Source organism: Pseudoalteromonas sp. HL-AS2, assembly GCF_031198805.1.
Lineage (GTDB): Bacteria > Pseudomonadota > Gammaproteobacteria > Enterobacterales > Alteromonadaceae > Pseudoalteromonas > Pseudoalteromonas nigrifaciens.
Map to the genome: position 1 here is coordinate 1 of NZ_CP133572.1, position 17,595 is coordinate 17,595.

Annotated in this window: 18 protein-coding genes and 1 pseudogene; 9 read left to right on the forward strand and 10 right to left on the reverse strand. The window is 39.8% G+C overall.

All coding sequences use genetic code 11. The features are described from left to right. Positions 1-392: 392 nt before the first annotated feature. On the reverse strand, positions 393-1,487 hold the full coding sequence (locus RB215_RS14895) for an HNH endonuclease (RefSeq protein ID WP_309217320.1): 1,095 nt from the start codon (positions 1,485-1,487) through the stop codon (positions 393-395). Then, positions 1,484-2,080, reverse strand: a complete 597-nt coding sequence (locus tag RB215_RS14900) for a class I SAM-dependent methyltransferase (RefSeq protein WP_309217321.1) — start codon at positions 2,078-2,080, stop codon at positions 1,484-1,486. Before RB215_RS14900 ends, RB215_RS14895 begins: the two co-directional genes overlap by 4 nt. Positions 2,081-2,650: 570 nt before the next feature. Between RB215_RS14900 and RB215_RS14905 the strand changes: the two genes are divergently transcribed. Further along, positions 2,651-4,252, forward strand: coding sequence for an ABC-F family ATPase (locus RB215_RS14905; protein ID WP_011329728.1), 1,602 nt, complete (start codon positions 2,651-2,653; stop codon positions 4,250-4,252). A gap of 1,053 nt (positions 4,253-5,305) precedes the next feature. After that, a complete protein-coding gene (locus tag RB215_RS14910) occupies positions 5,306-6,199 on the forward strand; it encodes a tetratricopeptide repeat protein (protein ID WP_309217322.1) in 894 nt (297 codons plus the stop codon). On the opposite strand, the gene RB215_RS14915 is transcribed toward RB215_RS14910, so the two are convergent. The 3 genes from RB215_RS14915 to RB215_RS14925 all read right to left on the reverse strand — a co-directional run bounded on the left by RB215_RS14915 (position 6,189) and on the right by RB215_RS14925 (position 8,235). Further along, positions 6,189-6,509: a hypothetical protein gene (locus tag RB215_RS14915; protein ID WP_011329726.1), complete on the reverse strand. Its 321-nt coding sequence runs from the start codon at positions 6,507-6,509 to the stop codon at positions 6,189-6,191. The two genes, RB215_RS14910 and RB215_RS14915, sit on opposite strands and share 11 nt — an antisense overlap. A gap of 27 nt (positions 6,510-6,536) precedes the next feature. Further along, a complete protein-coding gene (locus tag RB215_RS14920; protein WP_011329725.1) occupies positions 6,537-7,277 on the reverse strand; it encodes a nuclear transport factor 2 family protein in 741 nt (246 codons plus the stop codon). A 214-nt stretch (positions 7,278-7,491) separates the two neighbouring features. Then, the gene (locus RB215_RS14925) at positions 7,492-8,235 is read right to left on the reverse strand and encodes a ferredoxin--NADP reductase (protein ID WP_309217323.1); all 744 of its coding nucleotides are present in this window, start codon (positions 8,233-8,235) and stop codon (positions 7,492-7,494) included. A gap of 365 nt (positions 8,236-8,600) precedes the next feature. Here RB215_RS14925 and RB215_RS17860 point away from each other — a divergent pair. After that, positions 8,601-10,114: pseudogene (locus RB215_RS17860) on the forward strand (IS66 family transposase). A 21-nt stretch (positions 10,115-10,135) separates the two neighbouring features. Here the strand turns inward: RB215_RS17860 and RB215_RS14945 are convergent. The 3 genes from RB215_RS14945 to RB215_RS14955 form a co-directional block, all read right to left on the reverse strand. Next, positions 10,136-10,660 (reverse strand): hypothetical protein, encoded by a 525-nt coding sequence (locus RB215_RS14945; protein ID WP_179807791.1) that lies wholly within the window; start codon positions 10,658-10,660, stop codon positions 10,136-10,138. 308 nt (positions 10,661-10,968) lie between these two features. After that, positions 10,969-11,109 (reverse strand): hypothetical protein, encoded by a 141-nt coding sequence (locus RB215_RS14950; RefSeq protein WP_179807792.1) that lies wholly within the window; start codon positions 11,107-11,109, stop codon positions 10,969-10,971. 55 nt (positions 11,110-11,164) lie between these two features. Further along, positions 11,165-11,704 carry a hypothetical protein gene (locus RB215_RS14955; RefSeq protein WP_275942347.1) on the reverse strand — a complete coding sequence of 180 codons (540 nt, stop codon included), beginning with the start codon at positions 11,702-11,704 and terminating at the stop codon, positions 11,165-11,167. Between RB215_RS14955 and RB215_RS14960 the strand changes: the two genes are divergently transcribed. The 4 genes from RB215_RS14960 (at position 11,665) to RB215_RS14975 (ending at position 12,989) form a co-directional block, all read left to right on the forward strand. Further along, on the forward strand, positions 11,665-11,766 hold the full coding sequence (locus RB215_RS14960; protein WP_275942346.1) for an ATP-binding protein: 102 nt from the start codon (positions 11,665-11,667) through the stop codon (positions 11,764-11,766). The two genes, RB215_RS14955 and RB215_RS14960, sit on opposite strands and share 40 nt — an antisense overlap. Before the next feature lie 107 nt (positions 11,767-11,873). Next, on the forward strand, positions 11,874-12,077 hold the full coding sequence (locus RB215_RS14965; RefSeq protein WP_179807794.1) for a hypothetical protein: 204 nt from the start codon (positions 11,874-11,876) through the stop codon (positions 12,075-12,077). Positions 12,078-12,155: 78 nt separating this feature from the next. Further along, complete coding sequence (locus RB215_RS14970) at positions 12,156-12,524, forward strand: hypothetical protein (protein WP_086993876.1); 369 nt, start codon at positions 12,156-12,158, stop codon at positions 12,522-12,524. A gap of 90 nt (positions 12,525-12,614) precedes the next feature. Continuing rightward, entirely contained in the window at positions 12,615-12,989 is a 375-nt protein-coding gene (locus RB215_RS14975) for a hypothetical protein (protein ID WP_257025514.1), read from the forward strand. A 569-nt stretch (positions 12,990-13,558) separates the two neighbouring features. Here RB215_RS14975 and deoD read toward each other — a convergent pair. Beyond that, a complete protein-coding gene (deoD, locus tag RB215_RS14980) occupies positions 13,559-14,260 on the reverse strand; it encodes a purine-nucleoside phosphorylase (RefSeq protein ID WP_011329723.1) in 702 nt (233 codons plus the stop codon). A gap of 13 nt (positions 14,261-14,273) precedes the next feature. Beyond that, positions 14,274-15,491 (reverse strand): phosphopentomutase, encoded by a 1,218-nt coding sequence (locus tag RB215_RS14985; protein WP_089369039.1) that lies wholly within the window; start codon positions 15,489-15,491, stop codon positions 14,274-14,276. A 191-nt stretch (positions 15,492-15,682) separates the two neighbouring features. Here RB215_RS14985 and udk point away from each other — a divergent pair, with 191 nt between their 5' ends. Together udk and RB215_RS14995 are read left to right on the forward strand one after the other, a co-directional pair. Further along, positions 15,683-16,312 (forward strand): uridine kinase, encoded by a 630-nt coding sequence (udk, locus tag RB215_RS14990; RefSeq protein ID WP_011329721.1) that lies wholly within the window; start codon positions 15,683-15,685, stop codon positions 16,310-16,312. Positions 16,313-16,329: 17 nt separating this feature from the next. Next, positions 16,330-17,553 carry a NupC/NupG family nucleoside CNT transporter gene (locus tag RB215_RS14995; RefSeq protein ID WP_089369038.1) on the forward strand — a complete coding sequence of 408 codons (1,224 nt, stop codon included), beginning with the start codon at positions 16,330-16,332 and terminating at the stop codon, positions 17,551-17,553. The last annotated feature ends 42 nt before the right edge of the window (positions 17,554-17,595 follow it).

Sequence of the window (17,595 nt, forward strand, 5' to 3'; positions counted from 1 at the left end):
TTAGTTAATGATGAGTAATTTACAGCATGGATGCTGTACAAAGCGTAGCTTGGCCACGGATGGCCTATCTACGCTGATTACGTTCACATCATTCACGTAAGTTGAAGCTACAGTGTGATCCTCGGGTGCGCCGTGGGATTCCAAAGGGCGGTCGGCGGCAGCCGCTCTTTGGTTGCCATCGCCAACGCGATATAACCTCGAATAGAGGTTTTTAAATCCCTAAATTCATACGCCTCAAAACTACTTATGAGTGTGATATAAAATCGCACCTACACATTCAAAGCTTTGCTTTTTGCGTCAGCAAGCTCAACGCCTACGAGCGAACATTTAACCTTCAATTTAAACAAGCGCGAGGTAAACTCCCGCCTACAGCACAAACTACAAATTCTGTATTACACGTCATACCTTGGCTTTTCTTCCGCCACTAAATCAAGCCCAGCACTTGGTTGCTGATATTTAAAACCAGCCGCTTCTTCAAAACTACCTTTCGCTATCCATAACTTTGCACTGTTGGCCTGCGCAACCTGATATGCCCAATCACTAACCGAAAGCGACTTATCTGAATCGCAATTAAAGTAATCACTAAGTTCATTTGTTAAATGCTGGCTGTGAGTCACTAAGTTTTGATTTTGCCAGCGCTCGCGATGCTGTTGCGCAGCTAAAAAGTCGCGCTTATTGTTATTACATGTGCGATGCGCTGCTACAAAGTTATGGCCTAGGTCGTTTGCGTAACGGGCAAACGGTATAAAGTGGTCGACCTCAATATCGTTTTTCATTGGCTTTTGGCAATAAAAGCATGAGTTTGATTGCAGCTCTACTAACACAGGTTTTGCTTTTGTGAGTGCGTTACGGTCAAAGCCAAATAAAAAATCATGCAGTTGGCTTTGCGGGCCAATAAGTGTTTGGTTGTACTTTATACTTTGAATTTTTTGCAGCCACGCATTTTTAGCTAAGTACACGACTAAATCATAAAAACGTCTAAAGCAACTGGCGATACCTGCGTTTAAGGTAATGAATTTAGTGTTTTTAGTGTGTGGGTATAAAAAGCATTCTTCTTGTTTGGCAAGTATTTGTAATCGCCAAAGCGGACCACTTTTCAATGTTGCCATAGCAGCGTTAAATGTTGGTTTGTAAAATGAACTTTGCTTTAGCTGGCGTAAATTACGAATATTGTTTTGTTGGCATTCAAACAATACGCTAATTACTTTTGATTGCGCGCCTGTGTTTTGCAAAAGCAGAGCGCTTTCACCGGTATGTTCTGACGGAAACGGCATTGCATGATGCCAATATAAGGTAATTAATTTATCGGCAAGTGTAGGTAACTCTATTACTAACTCACTTTGATCTGACAATAACGGCTGTTCTACACATACATCGGCAATAGCATGCAGCAGGGCAAACTTATAAGTTGCGCTAAAGTCCCCTTCAACTAACATTCGTTGAATATACGCAATAAAGTCGAGCTGTTGCTGCATTGCTCCAATCATAAAACGTGCACTACTTTAATCAACGCATTTAGCCACACTTCACTTTCGCGCTCTGGGCGCTGATCAACACTTTGCCATTGTTTAATCACTTTTAACTGTGTGTAATTAAGTAAATGCGTTAAAGCATTTTCGGTTAAATCGGTAAATTCACGACCATTATGCACACGCTCTGTATCGCCATATTTAAACGATACATACAAAACACCATTTGGTTTTAGTGCATTTTGTAGGTTTAAAAATACCTGTGGTAATTCAGCTTTTGGCACGTGTAATAAACTGGCGCAGCACCAAATGGCATCGTATTTATTAACAAAATCTAGCTGCTGGAAGGTTTTAACGTCGACGGGTTGCTGTAAGTAACTGCTTGCTATTGCGGCAAGTTCTGGGCTTGCATCAAACGCGCTAACAGTAAAACCCTGTTGTTTAAAGTAAGCAGCATCGCGGGCACTGCCGCACCCGGCATCTAAAATATGGCCGTGTTCGGTAACGTGTGGCAAAAACTCAGCATACAGCACTGACATATCAACATTTAAGGTTGAATCACTAAAGCTTTGTGCGTTTTGATTGTAGTAACTAAGTGTGGAGTTTGACACGAGACACACCGCTCCTTGGCTTATCTGTTAATAACTAACGTATTATTAAGTTAGTATTCATTTAAAACAATTTACCTGATTGGTAAAAATAAATATAGGCTTATTAGTTATATAACCAATAAAAACTACGCCGTTATCATTAATACGCGCCTGCTTTTACAATTATGTAAATTTAGCCTTAACTTTTAAACAATTAAGTACAAGCTTTTGTTATTACTAAATTTAAAAAACCACACAACACGTTTAAATTAATCCGAAGGTATAATCGTGCCTACACATTAAAAGCTGCGCTTTTCGCGTCAGCAAGCTCAACGCCTACAGCCCATAAGCGCGAAGTAAACTCCCGCTACTCTTGTACATTAACCTTGGTTAATTTTTACCTAAAGCCTCAAGCCTGACATCTAAAACCTGCTCTTGCCATACCGGCTATTTTTTAAGTTTCTTTTACCTTTCATCTTTGGCTTTGGATCTGTATAATTCGCCAGCTAATTTACCCTATTGTCTGGTTCTTGTTTGTGGCGTTTTGCTGCAGCCTATCCCTGTCAGTACTTTTTCTAGGATTACATTTTTTTGATCTCCACCGCAAATATCACGATGCAGTTTGGCGCAGAGCCGTTGTTTGAAAACATTTCAGCTAAATTTGGTAACGGTAACCGTTACGGTTTAATTGGCGCTAACGGCTGCGGCAAGTCGACTTTCATGAAAATTTTAAGCGGGGCACTTGTGCCAAGTGCCGGTAATGTATCTATTACTCCTGGGTTAAAAGTAGGTAACCTAAGCCAAGACCAGTTTGCGTTTGAAGAATTTAGCGTAGTTGACGCTGTAATTATGGGCGACGTGGAGCTTTGGAAAGTAAAGCAAGAGCGCGAACGTATTTACTCTTTGCCAGAAATGAGCGAAGACGATGGCATGAAAGTAGCTGAGCTAGAAAGCGTATTTGCAGAAATGGACGGTTACACGGCAGAAAGCCGCGCTGAAGAAATTTTGCTAGAAGCGGGTATCGATAAAGAATTTCATTATGGCTTAATGGCAAACGTAGCGCCAGGCTGGAAACTACGTGTGCTTTTAGCACAGGCGTTATTTGCAAACCCTGATATTTTGCTACTCGATGAACCTACAAATAACTTGGATATTCATACAATTACCTGGCTTGCTAACGAGCTTAACAAGCGTAAATGTACCATGATTATTATTTCGCATGACCGTCACTTTTTAAACTCGGTATGTACACACATGGCCGATATTGATTACGGTGAGCTGCGTATTTACCCTGGTAACTACGAGAAGTTTTTAGAAGCTGCTGGCCTACAACGCGAGCAATTACTTGCTGAAAACGCGAAAAAGAGCGCTGAAATTGACGAACTACAAGACTTTGTTAACCGTTTTGGTGCTAACGCATCTAAAGCGAAACAAGCAAGTTCGCGTGCTAAAAAAATGGATAAAATTAAGCTTGATGAAGTTAAATCGTCAAGCCGTATGAGCCCTTCGCTAAGCTTTGACGAAGGTAAAAAAATGTATCGCCAAGCGCTTGAAGTTAACAAAATTGGCCATGGCTTTGATGGCGAAATGTTGTTCTCTGGCGGCGACTTATTACTTGAAGCCGGCGCTAAGCTTGCGGTAATTGGCGAAAATGGTGTGGGTAAAACGACCTTTTTACGCTGTTTAGTAGACGAGCTTAAAAGCTTAGAGGGCGAAGTTAAGTGGTCTGAAAATGCTACTTTTGGTTATTGCCCGCAAGACAGCACTAAAGATTTTGATAACGACTTAACCTTGTTTGATTGGATGTCGCAGTGGCGCACCGCTAAGCACAACGATTTAATGGTACGTGGCATGTTAGGCCGTTTGTTGTTTACAGCAGACGATTCAAACAAGAAAGCGCGTAACTGTTCAGGTGGTGAAAAAAACCGTTTGTTATTTGGTAAGTTAATGATGCAAGACGTTAACGTACTAGTAATGGACGAGCCTACAAACCACATGGATATGGAAGCCATTGAAGCACTTAACAATGCGTTAAAAGACTTTCAAGGTACGCTTATTTTTGTAAGCCATGACCGTGAGTTTGTATCGTCACTTGCTACGCGTATTATTGATATTAAAGATAAACAAGTAATCGACTTTCAAGGCTCGTTTGACGAATACCTAGCCAGTTGTGAAGAGAAAAAAGTAGCGTAATAACAGCTTTTAAATACTCTATTTAAGTATTAAGTAAAAACGGTGCTAGCTTTAGCGCCGTTTTTTTGTGCTTGTTATTTGCGTTTCGAGCTTGGGCTTTGGCCTGTGAGCAATTGTTTTTTAAGTAATTAACTCACAAAAAGGCTATGAGGCGCTGCGCTTTTAGAGGGTGAAAAATAAATATAGCTCTACTAATTTACTCTCATTACCTACTCTTTGTGCAATTTTTGTAGGCGGGGCTTTATGCCGCGCATTTTAAATTTAAAAGCCTATTCACAAAGAGGCTATGAGGCGCTGCGCTTTAGAGGGTGAAAAGAGCTGCAAGTTTCGAACTGCGGATAAAATGGAACTGCTCTACTCATTTACTCTCATTATCTACTCTTTGTGCAATTTTTGTTGGCCGGGCTTTATGCCGCGCATTTTAAATTTAAAAGCCTATTCACAAAAAGGTATGTGGCGCTGCGCTTTAGAGGGTGAAAAGAGCTGTAAGTTTCGAACTGCGGATAAAATGGAACTGCTCTACTCATTCACTCTCATTACCTACTCTTTGTGCAATTTTTGTAGGCGGGGCTTTATGCCGCGCATTTTAAATAATAAAATGATCGCTTTTAAAATAAGCGACGTAATGTAATGTGAAGGGCTTAAAAAGTTGGCTGTCGGGTAACCAAGGTCACTGTGTATATCCCCCTTCGCCATGTAAGTTAAAAAAGGTGTATTTTTTGATGATTTATACACCTTATTTATTTAATTTAAAGTATTGAATTGAGTTAAGTAATTGTTCAGCTTAGTCGCGTTATTATGCAATCTAACTTATTGTTTTTCCCTTTGACATTATGTTGTTTTAAGTAGTTTTTGCCAGCTCACCTTGAGCTGGTTTTTTTTGCCTAATTTTTATCAATAGCGTCTAAAAATGTCTAATTGCTGCAAACTAACGTTAATTACCTAACCAGCGCTATAAAGTGTTTAACGAAACAGCAACCTCCTCTAGTACCCTGAATCTGTGCATGTTAAAGTTGCCTTAGCGATTTATTGATTTTATTTATTAGGCGTACTATGCGTTACTTTTTATTACTATTGTTTATTTGCGTAACTTTTAATTCTACAGCAATCATTGCTGCTGAAGATGACCCTTTTTCGGCTCCCACCGAGCAGCAACAAAACCAAGCTGTTGATGGGCTAGCTGCTCCTATGTATAAACCGCTAATGGAGCGTTATATTCTTGATGAGCTTAGAGCTGTGCGTCAAGATCAGCAAAAACTACGTGAGGATGTAACAAAACAAGTTACTCATGCCCAGCTAGATACCGCCGACCGTGCAATTACCTACACTACTGATACCATTAATAATGTATTTTTTATTATTACGGCTACCGCATCAATTTTAGTATTAGTGGGTTGGAACTCACTGCGCGATGTTAAAAATAAAGTAGAAGACATAGTAAATACCCGAGTAAGCGTTATTACCGATGAGTATGAAGATCGCTTAAAAATTCTTGAAGAAAAACTGCGCGTTCGCTCTGAAGAAATACTCAGTAACCAAGAACGGATTTCGGTCACTAATGAAGTTCACTCACTGTGGATGCGGGCTAATTTAGAAAGTGATTTTGCTAACAAAATTGAAATTTTTGACGAAATTTTAAAACGTAAACCCGAAGACGTAGAAGCTATTGCTTATAAAGCCGATGCACTGCTAGAAATTAACGACACAGCACAAGCTATTGAGCTATGTAACCAAGCAATAGAGATAGACAGCGATTATGGCTATGCTTATTGGCAACGTGCGTGTGCTTATGCGTTAATTCATGAACATGCCGATGCGTTAGCCGATATAAAAATGGCGCTAGATTACTCGCCTAACTTACGCAATGAACTACTGCACGAGAGTGCGTTTGCTAGCCTTCACGACAACGAAAGCTTTAACGATATTTTGAGTGCGACTAGCGTTTAAAGTACAGATCTATTGCTTTACTGAGCAGCTCGTCGAGCTGCTCTTCAAACTCTACTATATTTATTTGAAAGTGATCAAAGTACAGCTTGGCCTGAACTTGCGATAAGTTGCGGCTATTTACGCTGTATTGACGTTCACTTTTTTGCTTGTCGTAACGAGGGGTAAATAAAAATTGCGCATAATATGGTGATTTAATATGCTTATTAGCATAGCGACAAAAATCTTCTATGTGGCTTAGCCCTTGTGGGCCTAAACAGCCTGGCTCTACCCGATACTCTAGGCGAATTTTTTTCTCGTCGTTTAACTGCATTTTGATACTTACTTACCTAGTTATGAGTTATCGAAAAAATAACACACGAATTATTTTACCATCTTTAACTTGATAGCTTGAAATAAGCTCTGAGCGTTTATCTATTACGTTTTTATCTACTGAGCAGGTTTCTGATAATTCATGATCAATTACTATGTCGCCATGTACTATGCGTTTAATTGGTGATGAATGAATGCATTTTAGTTTTTTAAACATTAAGCCATAACGGGCTATTAGTTTTTCTTTGCCTTTAAATAGCAGCTCGTTAGGAAAAATATAAAATTCAACGTCTTCGGCATAAACCCGAATAAACTCTTCAATATTACGGGCGTTATAGGCTTTAACTAATTGTTCAATTACAGCTAATGATTCGCGCGATTGTTTGGCTTTTGTTTGCTGTTTTTGCGTTAAGGCTTCTTTAGCTTGCGTTACTACTTGCTCAGCTTTGGCTATAGCGGCGGCTTTTTCTTCTTTATTTTTAATTTTTTCAACTGGCTTAGGAGTTTCGGTGCCAAGTACTTTTGAGTCGTCTACTTTGTTAGGATCAACAACTGGTTTTGTTAATACTGCTTCTTTATGTTCTAGGGTATTGAGCCTATCTGTAGCTTGTTGCTTTGACTCGTCGGCAGCTTGCTGCTGTTTTTCAATTACAGGCTTAGCTTGCTCTGCACTGCTTTGCGCCGTTGTGTTGGTTTCTTGCTCTGTTGCGTAAACAAGTGCCGCGGCACCAATAAATATAAAAGCAAAAACGATAGGTAAAGATTTCATAGTTTTCCTAAAATGAGCACGAAATACTGTTAGGGCGCAACATAGCAAATTTTACGGTTTTGGGGTAGTGATTATCTGTTTAGTACTAGAGCATGTTTGGTATTTAGCATGGTTATTGCCCATTTAAAGGAATAACCACACTAAATAGGTACTTATTTACCTAAAAACCAAACATATTGCTACACGTTCAAGCGGGCAAAATACACACGCCTAACTACCAATATTGCTCAACTGTTATGTGGCCGGGGGTTCTACGGCGATTGCGTTGGTAATTTTGGCTTATTAGTAATTCGGTGGTGTCTTTTACCATTTGCGGATTACCACAGATCATAAACTGTGCATTTTCGGGCGTGGCATCTAGCCCAACGTGCGAAAACAATTGCTTATTAGCTATCGCATCCGTTATTCGTCCGTGCAACCCTACATCAGCTTGCTCACGACTCACTACAGGAATGTAATTTAACTGCTTAGGATGAGCTTCAAGTAGTGTGTTTATAAGCTCCTGATAGCTTAAATCGTCATTTAAACGTACACCATGTACTAGGTTTATATGCTGATACTTTTGCCATACTTCGCTCTGTTGCAGCATGGATAAAAACGGCCCTAAAGCGGTACCTGTGCTTAGCATCCATAACTGCTCGCTGGCGGGTATTTCGTCAAGGGTAAAAAAGCCTGTAGCGCGGCGCTCTATTAGTACATTATCACCTGGTTGTAGCTTGGCTAAATGCGATGAGAGTAAACCGTCAACTACGTTTATTAGGTAAAACTCTAAATTGGGGTCATCGGAGGCATTAACATAGGAGTAAGCCCGTGCAATACGTTTATCGCCATCCATTATAGATAGCTTAGTAAACTGCCCCGCTTTAAATGGCTCAACGTCGGCATTTACCGTTATGCTAAATAACGAGTCTGTCCACCAAGTAATTTTTTTTACTGTTGCATCAACCCAATTAGACATAGTTAGCTCCTATATTATCGGCTATAAAGTATTAAGGTTACTGATTTACTTTAAATGTGCGTTTTAGAGCTTAAACCTTAACATTAAGTAATAAATACTTATAGCTAAAACACTGTGTAATTGCAGGTAAAACAATCAGGATCAACCAGTCAAAATAAAGAGAGTATATGTAGTTAATGTCTGTGTTTATTTTGCGTTAGATTGGCTTTTTTACTTTTAGATCTGATATTTTTTAAAATATAATATATTTAATGATTCGCACTGCGTGCGCGCGGCACCCGACTTTATCGGGGTTATCGGTGATGTAAATTAATCAGATCGTTTTTTTTACTTGAACGATCTTTCCCATGTGTCATGCTATTAAAATGCCAGACACTATTCTCATCACCGAACTACAAAATCAGCTTGCACTTATGCAGGCTAAGCTTGATGCTTTACAAGAAGATAAGGTTGAAATGCAATCGCGGATTGACCACTTGCTTGCTGAGCTTAAGTTAAGTAAATCCCAAAAATACGGTAAAAAAAGTGAAAAAGCCCCACGGGGCACCTTCAATGAAGCGGAGCAGCATAAAACGACTGAGCCGCCTAAACACCATAAGAAAGGCAAATAAACGCTGGCTGAGCACTTTGAACGAGAAGAGGTTGAGCACACCTTAACCGAGTTAACGTGTCAGTGTTGCGGTGAGCAACTACATCAATGTGGTAGTGAAGACAGCGAACAAGTTAAAATTATTCCGGCGAAAGTCAGCGTCATTAAGCACAAACAATTTAAATATGCTTGCAGACATTGCGAGCATGAACAATTGACCAGTAAAATCATCACCGCGCCTAAACCTAAACAACCGATACCGGGGAGTATTGCCAGTCCCGAGGCATTAGCGGCGGTTGTGACAGGCAAATACTGCGATGCCTTACCGCCTTACCGCTTTATCGTTTCGTTGAAATACTGGGCCGTGGCGGCCTTGAACTATCGCGCGGAACATTAGCTAATTGGTGTATTAAAGCGGGCCTGCTAATCAGCCCCTTAGTGGCAGCCATGCAACGTCACTTGCTTAATGAGCACAGTTTATGTGCCGATGAAACCCGTACACAAGTCTTAGATGAAGGTGACAATCCTAGCAGCAATTCCTACATGTGGGTTTATCGCAGCAATGAGGTTAGCCATGAGCCTGTCGTGATTTACGATTACCAAGCAGGTCGAAGTCGCGCTTGCGCAAAAGAATTTCTTGCCGGTTATCAAGGCTATTTACAGTGCGACGGTTACCGTGTTTATGACGGTATTGAAGGCATTACCCCTGTTGGTTGTTGGGCACACGCTAGACGCAAATATAACGATGCCTTAAAAGCAGAGTCGAAAAACAAAGGTCGAGCGCATAAAGCCATCAGCTTTATCAGCCAATTATATAAACTGGAAACCCAGGCTAAAAACAAACAGTTATCCCCTCAAGCGCGGTATCAGTTACGACAAGAAAAAGCCTTACCCATATTAATGCACTTTAAAGCGTGGCTTGATGAAGCCGAAGGTAAAGTAACGGCGGGGAGTTATATTGGCAAAGCGATAAAATACACGCTTAATCAATGGCCGAAATTAATGCGATATAGTGAAGATGGCGAACTAGGGATTGATAATAATATTACTGAGCGAGATATTCGGCCGTTTACCACTGGTAGGAAAAACTGGCTATTCTCAAAGTCAATTAATGGTGCCCAAGCAAGCGCCACACTCTATAGTATTGTGATGACGTGTCGTGCCAATGACATCAATCCTTATTACTACTTTGTGCATTTATTTAAAACGTTGCCGAATCGAGATGAGGGTGATGATGATTTTACCGACCTAATGCCGTGGAATGTGCAGCTAGACTTCGATTATAGCTAAGCGCACTGCTTAAATTCGCGCTTACTTAATAACCAGCCAATCTTTTGAGAGTTTTATAAACATTTCTTTTTCATTCATATTAATAATGAATTCATAATAACGTTTAGAAGACGAAGCACTTTCGTCACTTTCCATAAATGAATACAGCCTAGCATTAATTTTTTTGTTTTTTGATTCGAACTCTACTCTTCTTAACTTTAAATCATCGCCATAAGCGATATAAACTGGTTTTAGAGTGTAGTTTGCTAAGCTGCTCTTACTGCCCTTTAGATTTATGTTTATAACTTCTACGCCCGTGTAAGGGATTTTCCGGCTCAAATCCCCAAATGTATCTATAACCCCGGTTTCATATTCAGCATCTATTTCTTTATCTGACTCAGCATTTTGGATAATAGCTTGTAGTGTACTTTTTTGGAGGTTGTTTAATTCAAACGATTCCACACGCTTGCTTTGAGAGTATTTATTAACGTGAAGATCAGAATTTTGAGCCTTCGCCTGGAAGCTAATCCCGCAGAGTAAAATTAAAGTGAGAGAAACTTTGCTCATATTATATATCCTTATATTAGATGTAATTTCAATTCAACAATAACGACTTCCGATTAAAAAGCAAACAGTCTTTAACTGCTATATTTTTGCATGTTGTTTAGAAATAAATGAAGTAGGAAGCGACAGCTTGTAAGCGAGGCACATTAATAATTTTATTTTTATCACAATGTGAAGTAAGGTGAATACTACGGAATGCAATAAGTTTGGATATGAGCATGCAAAAGCACCAACGATTATAAGCCTACACCACATATCACTAGTTCCTAAAGGCAAAGGCTCTTGGTTTATGCAAACCGCAAGCCTTTTTTCTATGTATTACTTTTCGCTATTTTAATAAAGCTGACTTGATCGACATCACCAAAATCATCTTCATCGTAATCATTTTGCCACGCTTCAATATGCTCATCACTAATAACACACTCTTCAATATCCATGACTGAAATTGGCATTTCAGCAACAGCGATCAATTAGCATAATTGTCAATATACGCGCAGAATTGAGCGCTTACAAATAGGGGGCATGCCAGTGGTGATCGCTGAATAATTGCAATTCAGAAAAGTCTTTCGGGCCCCCATGAATGATCACTGCTACAGGAGCTTGGGACAGGTTTGACTGGTTTTTGCTGAAACGCAGTACGCCTTGCAACGATAAGCCGTCTTCAGAGAACCAATTGAATCTTTTAGCTAGGCCAAAATCAAGGCCTGTGAGTTGCGTATGATTACCCGAAGCATTGATCATTTTTTGCTTATTGAGATTAAAGCAAAAGACATCGGGGAAATGTTTGGCACTTTGACCTATGAAAACAAGCGCGTTATCTGTAAGTTCTGCATCTATTCTGCTACTGAGCCCATTGATATCGAGCAATGTGATATGGTGTCTATCGAGCCACCCTAACTTTGCTGTGAGTCCATCGACAAAACGAATGTAAGCGCACTGCTTAAATGCGCGCTTACACATCAAACAAATCATTTGAGCAATGGGATGAACTATTTGAAGATTCAACAATGACTGTCGCGGCAATCGATCGTTTGGTTCATCATGCAACGATTATTCATTGCGAAGGTGACAGTTACCAGCGCAAAACAGCGCTCAATAAGAGCAAATGAAATTCGGTGTCAACCGGCCAAGTTAATTGACGCTAGATAACTTTTAAACGCTACGCTAAAATTGTGGTTCGTGCACCCCCTAAATTGGGTGCAAAAAGGAGCGAAAAATGACGCCGAAAAAAGATGATATTACGCAATTATGCGATGCAATTAATTCGGATTTAGAGAGTGAAAAAACACGTCAATTTTATGCTGATTTAGAGGGAGACGAACTAGCGCCAGCAGACAAAAAAGAGGCCCTCGAAAAGTGGCTCGCTGAAGGGAATAATTTAGAGCTTCCTGTGTGGGTATCGAAGAAAAAACAGTCGTGAAGTGCAACGTTATTTCACACTGTCAAATGCTCACTATTTGTTCTAAACTTTAGTCTATATACACAAGGAGAAAGCGCTATGCAGGTATCTAATAATTTTATGGATGTATTTTTTGGTTATAACGGTAGAGTTGGCGATGTTAAGGGAGCAAAAGAAGGGATTGCAGAGTTTGAGCAACGAGCTAAAAATGCTGAATCTCCAGAAGAAAGAGAACGATATGCTCAAGCAGCTGAGCAATTAAAAACAGAAATCCTTCCTAAAATGCAACAAGAAATGGAGCAGTTAGGAAAGCAATTAGGATTAAATTCAGGTCGGATAGGACAGGTAATAGAAATAGATAAAGAGAATAATTCTGTACCTAATTTAGCTGTTAAAAAGAATGATAGTGGTGTACTGTCCTTTATGACTTCTTACGAATCAGGAAGTTATTATCACAACAAAATATAAAGGATTAGTTTATGTTAAAAAAAATATTGTTTACATCAGCTTTAGTTATAAGCTCTTCTGCAGTAGCAAATATAAAAGTTAATGTTGAGAATGACTCTAAAGATTATGATGTCACATTTACGAGTAAAGACGTTCAAACATCCACGTTATTCACCAGAGCCATTAGAAACTCTTAGTGCTAATTCAGCTGACCGATTTTATGTATTTAGTAATTACCCTGATGTAGTTCGCTTAGTAGATTTTGAATATAAATTTAGTGATAGTTCAGTAGCTCCTCGTTGTCACTTTCGCTTTGTTATCATGAAAGATTATCGAAGTGGTAAAATGTTACCTCAAAAAGTAATTGCTGAGAATGAGGGTGGATCATATAGAGATAAGGCTATTTGCTCAGGTAAATTAGATTCTTTTAACCTTAACACTGGAGAAGCTGAAGTTACTTTTTCTATAAATCGTAGAAAATATTAATTTTAGATTTTACAAGTCCATTTTTAATTGGGCACTTTTTTTAAATTCAAATGAGAGGGCTGCGACTGAGCGGCCTTTTTTTATTGTTTCAAAGTAAGCGCACTGCTTAAATGCGCGCTTACGTTATTCCTCTAAAAGCGCAGCGCCTCATACCCTCTTTGTGAATAAAATGGGCTTAAATGTTTTTGCAAAAAGAGAAGACAATGAGAGTAAATGAGTAGACATAAAACACATTGTTCTTGGCTTTGTTATTTTTTTAAAAGCGCAGCGTCTCATACTCTCTTTGTGAATAAATGGGCTTAGATGTTTTTGTATAAAGAGCAGAAGGTGTGAAAGTATACAAACAGGTTTTAGCGCATTACGCCAGTAAGTTGCTTGGCTGCAAAATAATATCTGGCTTAAACTTAATTTGTAGATGCAGAGCTAACTCACGTTAAAAACTAAAGTTTAAGCATAAAAAAAGCCGCATAAATGCGGCTTTGGGGTTTAGTCTCACTTCACTTTGGGCGTGTCTCCAAAATTTAGTGAATACGTTACCAAGGAACTGTTTTACTACAATAGTTAATTACTTAGATAGACTCTAAGGCAATTTTAACCATTTCGTTAAATGTGCTTTGACGCTCGTCTGCTGGAGTTGCTTCGCCAGTGATCACATGATCACTTACAGTGAATAATGCCATTGCTTTTGCGCCATATTCGGCTGCAACGCCATATAAACCGGCTGTTTCCATATCAACGGCAAGCACACCTAATTTATCTAAATCTTTATAAAAAGTGTCATCGGCTTGATAAAATGTGTCGGTAGTAAATACGTTGCCCACTTTTGCTTTAATACCAAGATCTTTTGCAGCATTTACGCCGTTTAAAAGCAGGTCAAAGTCAGCAATTGCAGCAAAATCTGTACCGCGCACACGGGCACGATTTACGTTTGAATCGGTGCATGCACCTTGTGCAAAAATAACATCGCGTATTTTAACGTCGCTACCAATACCGCCACACGTGCCAATACGAATCAGGTTTTTAACCCCAAAAGTAACAATTAGCTCACGCGCATACAAAGACATTGATGGAATGCCCATGCCCGAGCCCATAATGCTTACAGGCTTACCTTTGTAAGTGCCCGTAAAGCCAAGCATGTTACGTACACTGGTTACTTGTTTTGCGTCATCTAAAAAGTTTTCAGCAATATATTTTGCGCGTAGCGGATCGCCTGGCATTAATACTGTTTCGGCGAAATCACCTACGTTTGCATTGATATGCGGAGTACTCATTAATCTTTCCTTTTTATTTAGATGTAGTTAGCTTATCTATAAAGCCATCACCATATTCAAGCGCAGGTAAGTTAAACCATTGTGCTAAGGTTTGACCTATGTCTGCAAAACTATTTCGCTCACCAAGTGGGGTGTCGGTCATGGCCGGTTGGTAAGCAATTACTGGTACGTATTCACGGGTGTGCTCAGAACCTGGAAAGGTTGGATCGCAGCCATGATCGGCAGTAATAATTAGTAAATCATCGGCTTTTAGTGCGTTTAATATAGTTGGCAAGTAATCGTCAAACTCTTTTAACGCTTTTGCATACCCAACAGGATTACGACGATGGCCAAACATTTCGTCAAAGTCGACCAAGTTAGTAAATATTAAGCTGTGATCGGGCGCACTTTGCATTAATTCGTTAGTTTTTTTCAGCAAGTTTATTAACCCTGGTGCTTTATGCTTTTGGGTAATACCTTGATGCGCGTATATATCTGAAATTTTGCCAATGCTTATTACTTCGCCACCGTCTTTTGCCAGTACGTCTAGCAATGTAGGAGCTGGCGGTAATACCGAGTAGTCACGGCGATTGCTGGTGCGGGCAAAATCTTGATTATTTGAACCCAAAAATGGCCGCGCAATCACTCGCCCTATATTCATTTCATCAAGTAGCGACCGTGCAGTTTCGCAAACCTGATAAAGCTTTTCTAGGCCGAATGACTCTTCATGCGCGGCTATTTGAAACACGCTGTCAGCTGAGGTGTAACAGATAGGTTTACCTGTTTTAACGTGCTCTTCACCTAGCTGCTCTAAAATAGTGGTTCCTGATGCATGGCAGTTACCTAATATGCCAGGAATACCGGTACGAGCAATAAGCTCGTCAATAAATTCTTGTGGGAAGCTTGGCTGAGTTTTAGGAAAATAACCCCAATCAAATAAAACGGGTACTCCCGCCATTTCCCAATGGCCTGATGGCGTATCTTTACCGCTCGAAAGCTCTTTAGCGTATCCCCATGCACCTTGCGATGCTGAACGGTTTGACACTAAACAAGGCTCTTTACCGGCCGCTTCGCAGGCATCAATTAACCCTAACTTTGATAAGTTTGGTAGCGATAATGCTGTGCCTGTTTCGTCATAATATGCTTTTAGCAGATGTGCTAAAGTATTTGCGCCAATATCACCAAATTTATCTGCATCTGGTGCTGCACCAATACCTAAACTGTCTGCCATTAGGATAATTGCTCTTGCCATTGTGACCTCCCGTTATTCAATATGGTTACTTTATCTGCTCTTCGATTTTTACGCACAGGACATAAGTCCTGTTTCATATAACCTAAACATTATAAATTTACGTCCTTAAGCGAAGCAAAAGAGATTAATCGTGTCTTTTTTGCTATTGTGATCTACCAACAATATATCTTCCTGTGTGGGTGAGAACTTTAGTGACACGAACTATTATAGCCATTGCTGGCGCATCAGCGTCGGGTAAATCTCTTTTTAGCCAAACAATTTACAATGAATTGGTTAATGAACTTGAACCAGGCGCTATCGCCATTATCGAAGAAGATGCTTATTATAAGGATCAGTCGCATTTACCGTTTGCACATCGTACGCAAACTAACTACGACCATCCTGATGCATTTGAATATAAGTTAATGCATGAGCATTTAACACAACTTCGTAACGGCCACGCTGTAGAAGTACCTATTTATGATTACGCACAACATACTCGCAGCGAAACAACGCGGTATGTAACTGCAGCTAAAATATTAATCGTAGAAGGCATTTTACTACTTAGCGATAAAGCGCTTAATAAAGAATTTGATATTAAGGTGTTTATAGACACTCCCTTAGACATTTGCTTAATGCGTAGAATGCAACGCGATATGGAGCAAAGGGGCAGAACATTACAATCTGTTGTTGAACAATACCAAGCAACTGTTAGACCGATGTTTTATCAATTTATAGAACCGTCAAAGCATAATGCAGATCTAGTTGTCACTCGAGGCGGCATGAATCGCGTTGCGATTGATATAATAAAAAGTAAAATCAAACATATTCTTCAAGAATAGTAACGGGAAACATTTGTATGACAACTTTTATGAGCGTAGTTGGCATGTTTGTGCTGCTAGCTATTGCATTTGCGGCGTCAACTAATCGCAAAGCTATAAAGCTTAGAACGGTAGGTATCGCATTTGCGATGCAAGTAATTATTGGTGGTTTTGTATTATTTTTTGATGCAGGTAAAAATGCATTAGCAAGTGTATCTTCCGCTGTTTCATCGGTTATTGGTTTTGCTAACGACGGTATAAGCTTTTTGTTTGGACCTTTAGCATCGCAAGATACATTAGGATTTATTTTTGCTATTCAAGTACTGCCGGTAATTGTATTTTTCTCTGCGTTAGTGGCCGTGTTATATCATTTAGGCATTATGGCGTGGGTTATTAAGATTTTAGGTGGCGGCTTGCAAAAGCTGTTAAAAACCTCACGTACTGAATCACTATCGGCCACTGCTAATATTTTTGTTGGTCAAACAGAAGCACCGTTAATTGTTAAACCCTTTATTGCCACTATGACCAAATCGGAATTATTTGCCGTAATGGTAGGTGGTTTGGCAACGGTAGCAGGCTCTGTTATGGCCGGTTACGTAATTATTGGTATTGACCTTAAGTATTTAATAGCAGCTAGCTTTATGGCGGCTCCTGGTGGCTTTTTAATGGCCAAAATGATTGTACCAGAAACCGAAACGCCTAAAGACAATTTAGCTGACTTAGATGTAGATGATGAAAAGCCCGTTAACGTTATTGATGCTGCTGCATCGGGTGCTGCAAGTGGTATGCACTTGGCACTAAACGTAGGTGCAATGCTACTTGCTTTTGTAGCATTAATTGCATTGTTAAACGGTTTATTAGGTGGTATTGGCGGCTGGTTTGACTACCCGACATTAACGCTGCAAGAAATTTTAGGTTATGTATTTGCGCCTGTTGCATGGTTACTTGGTGTGCCATGGAATGAAGCAATACTAGCCGGTAGCTTTATTGGTCAAAAGTTAGTAGTGAATGAATTTGTTGCTTACTTAGACTTTATAAATTATCGCGATACGTTAAGTGCGCACACACAAGCAATTGTTACTTTTGCACTGTGTGGCTTTGCTAACTTATCATCGATAGCCATTTTACTAGGTGGATTAGGCGGTATGGCGCCTAGTCGGCGAAAGGATATCGCTCGCTTAGGGCTCAGAGCAGTGTTAGCAGGATCTATGGCTAACCTTATGAGCGCCGCAATTGCTGGATTTTTCCTCTCGCTAGCTTAGAAACTTAATGAGATGAACCACTGTTGCAAAACAATAGGATAG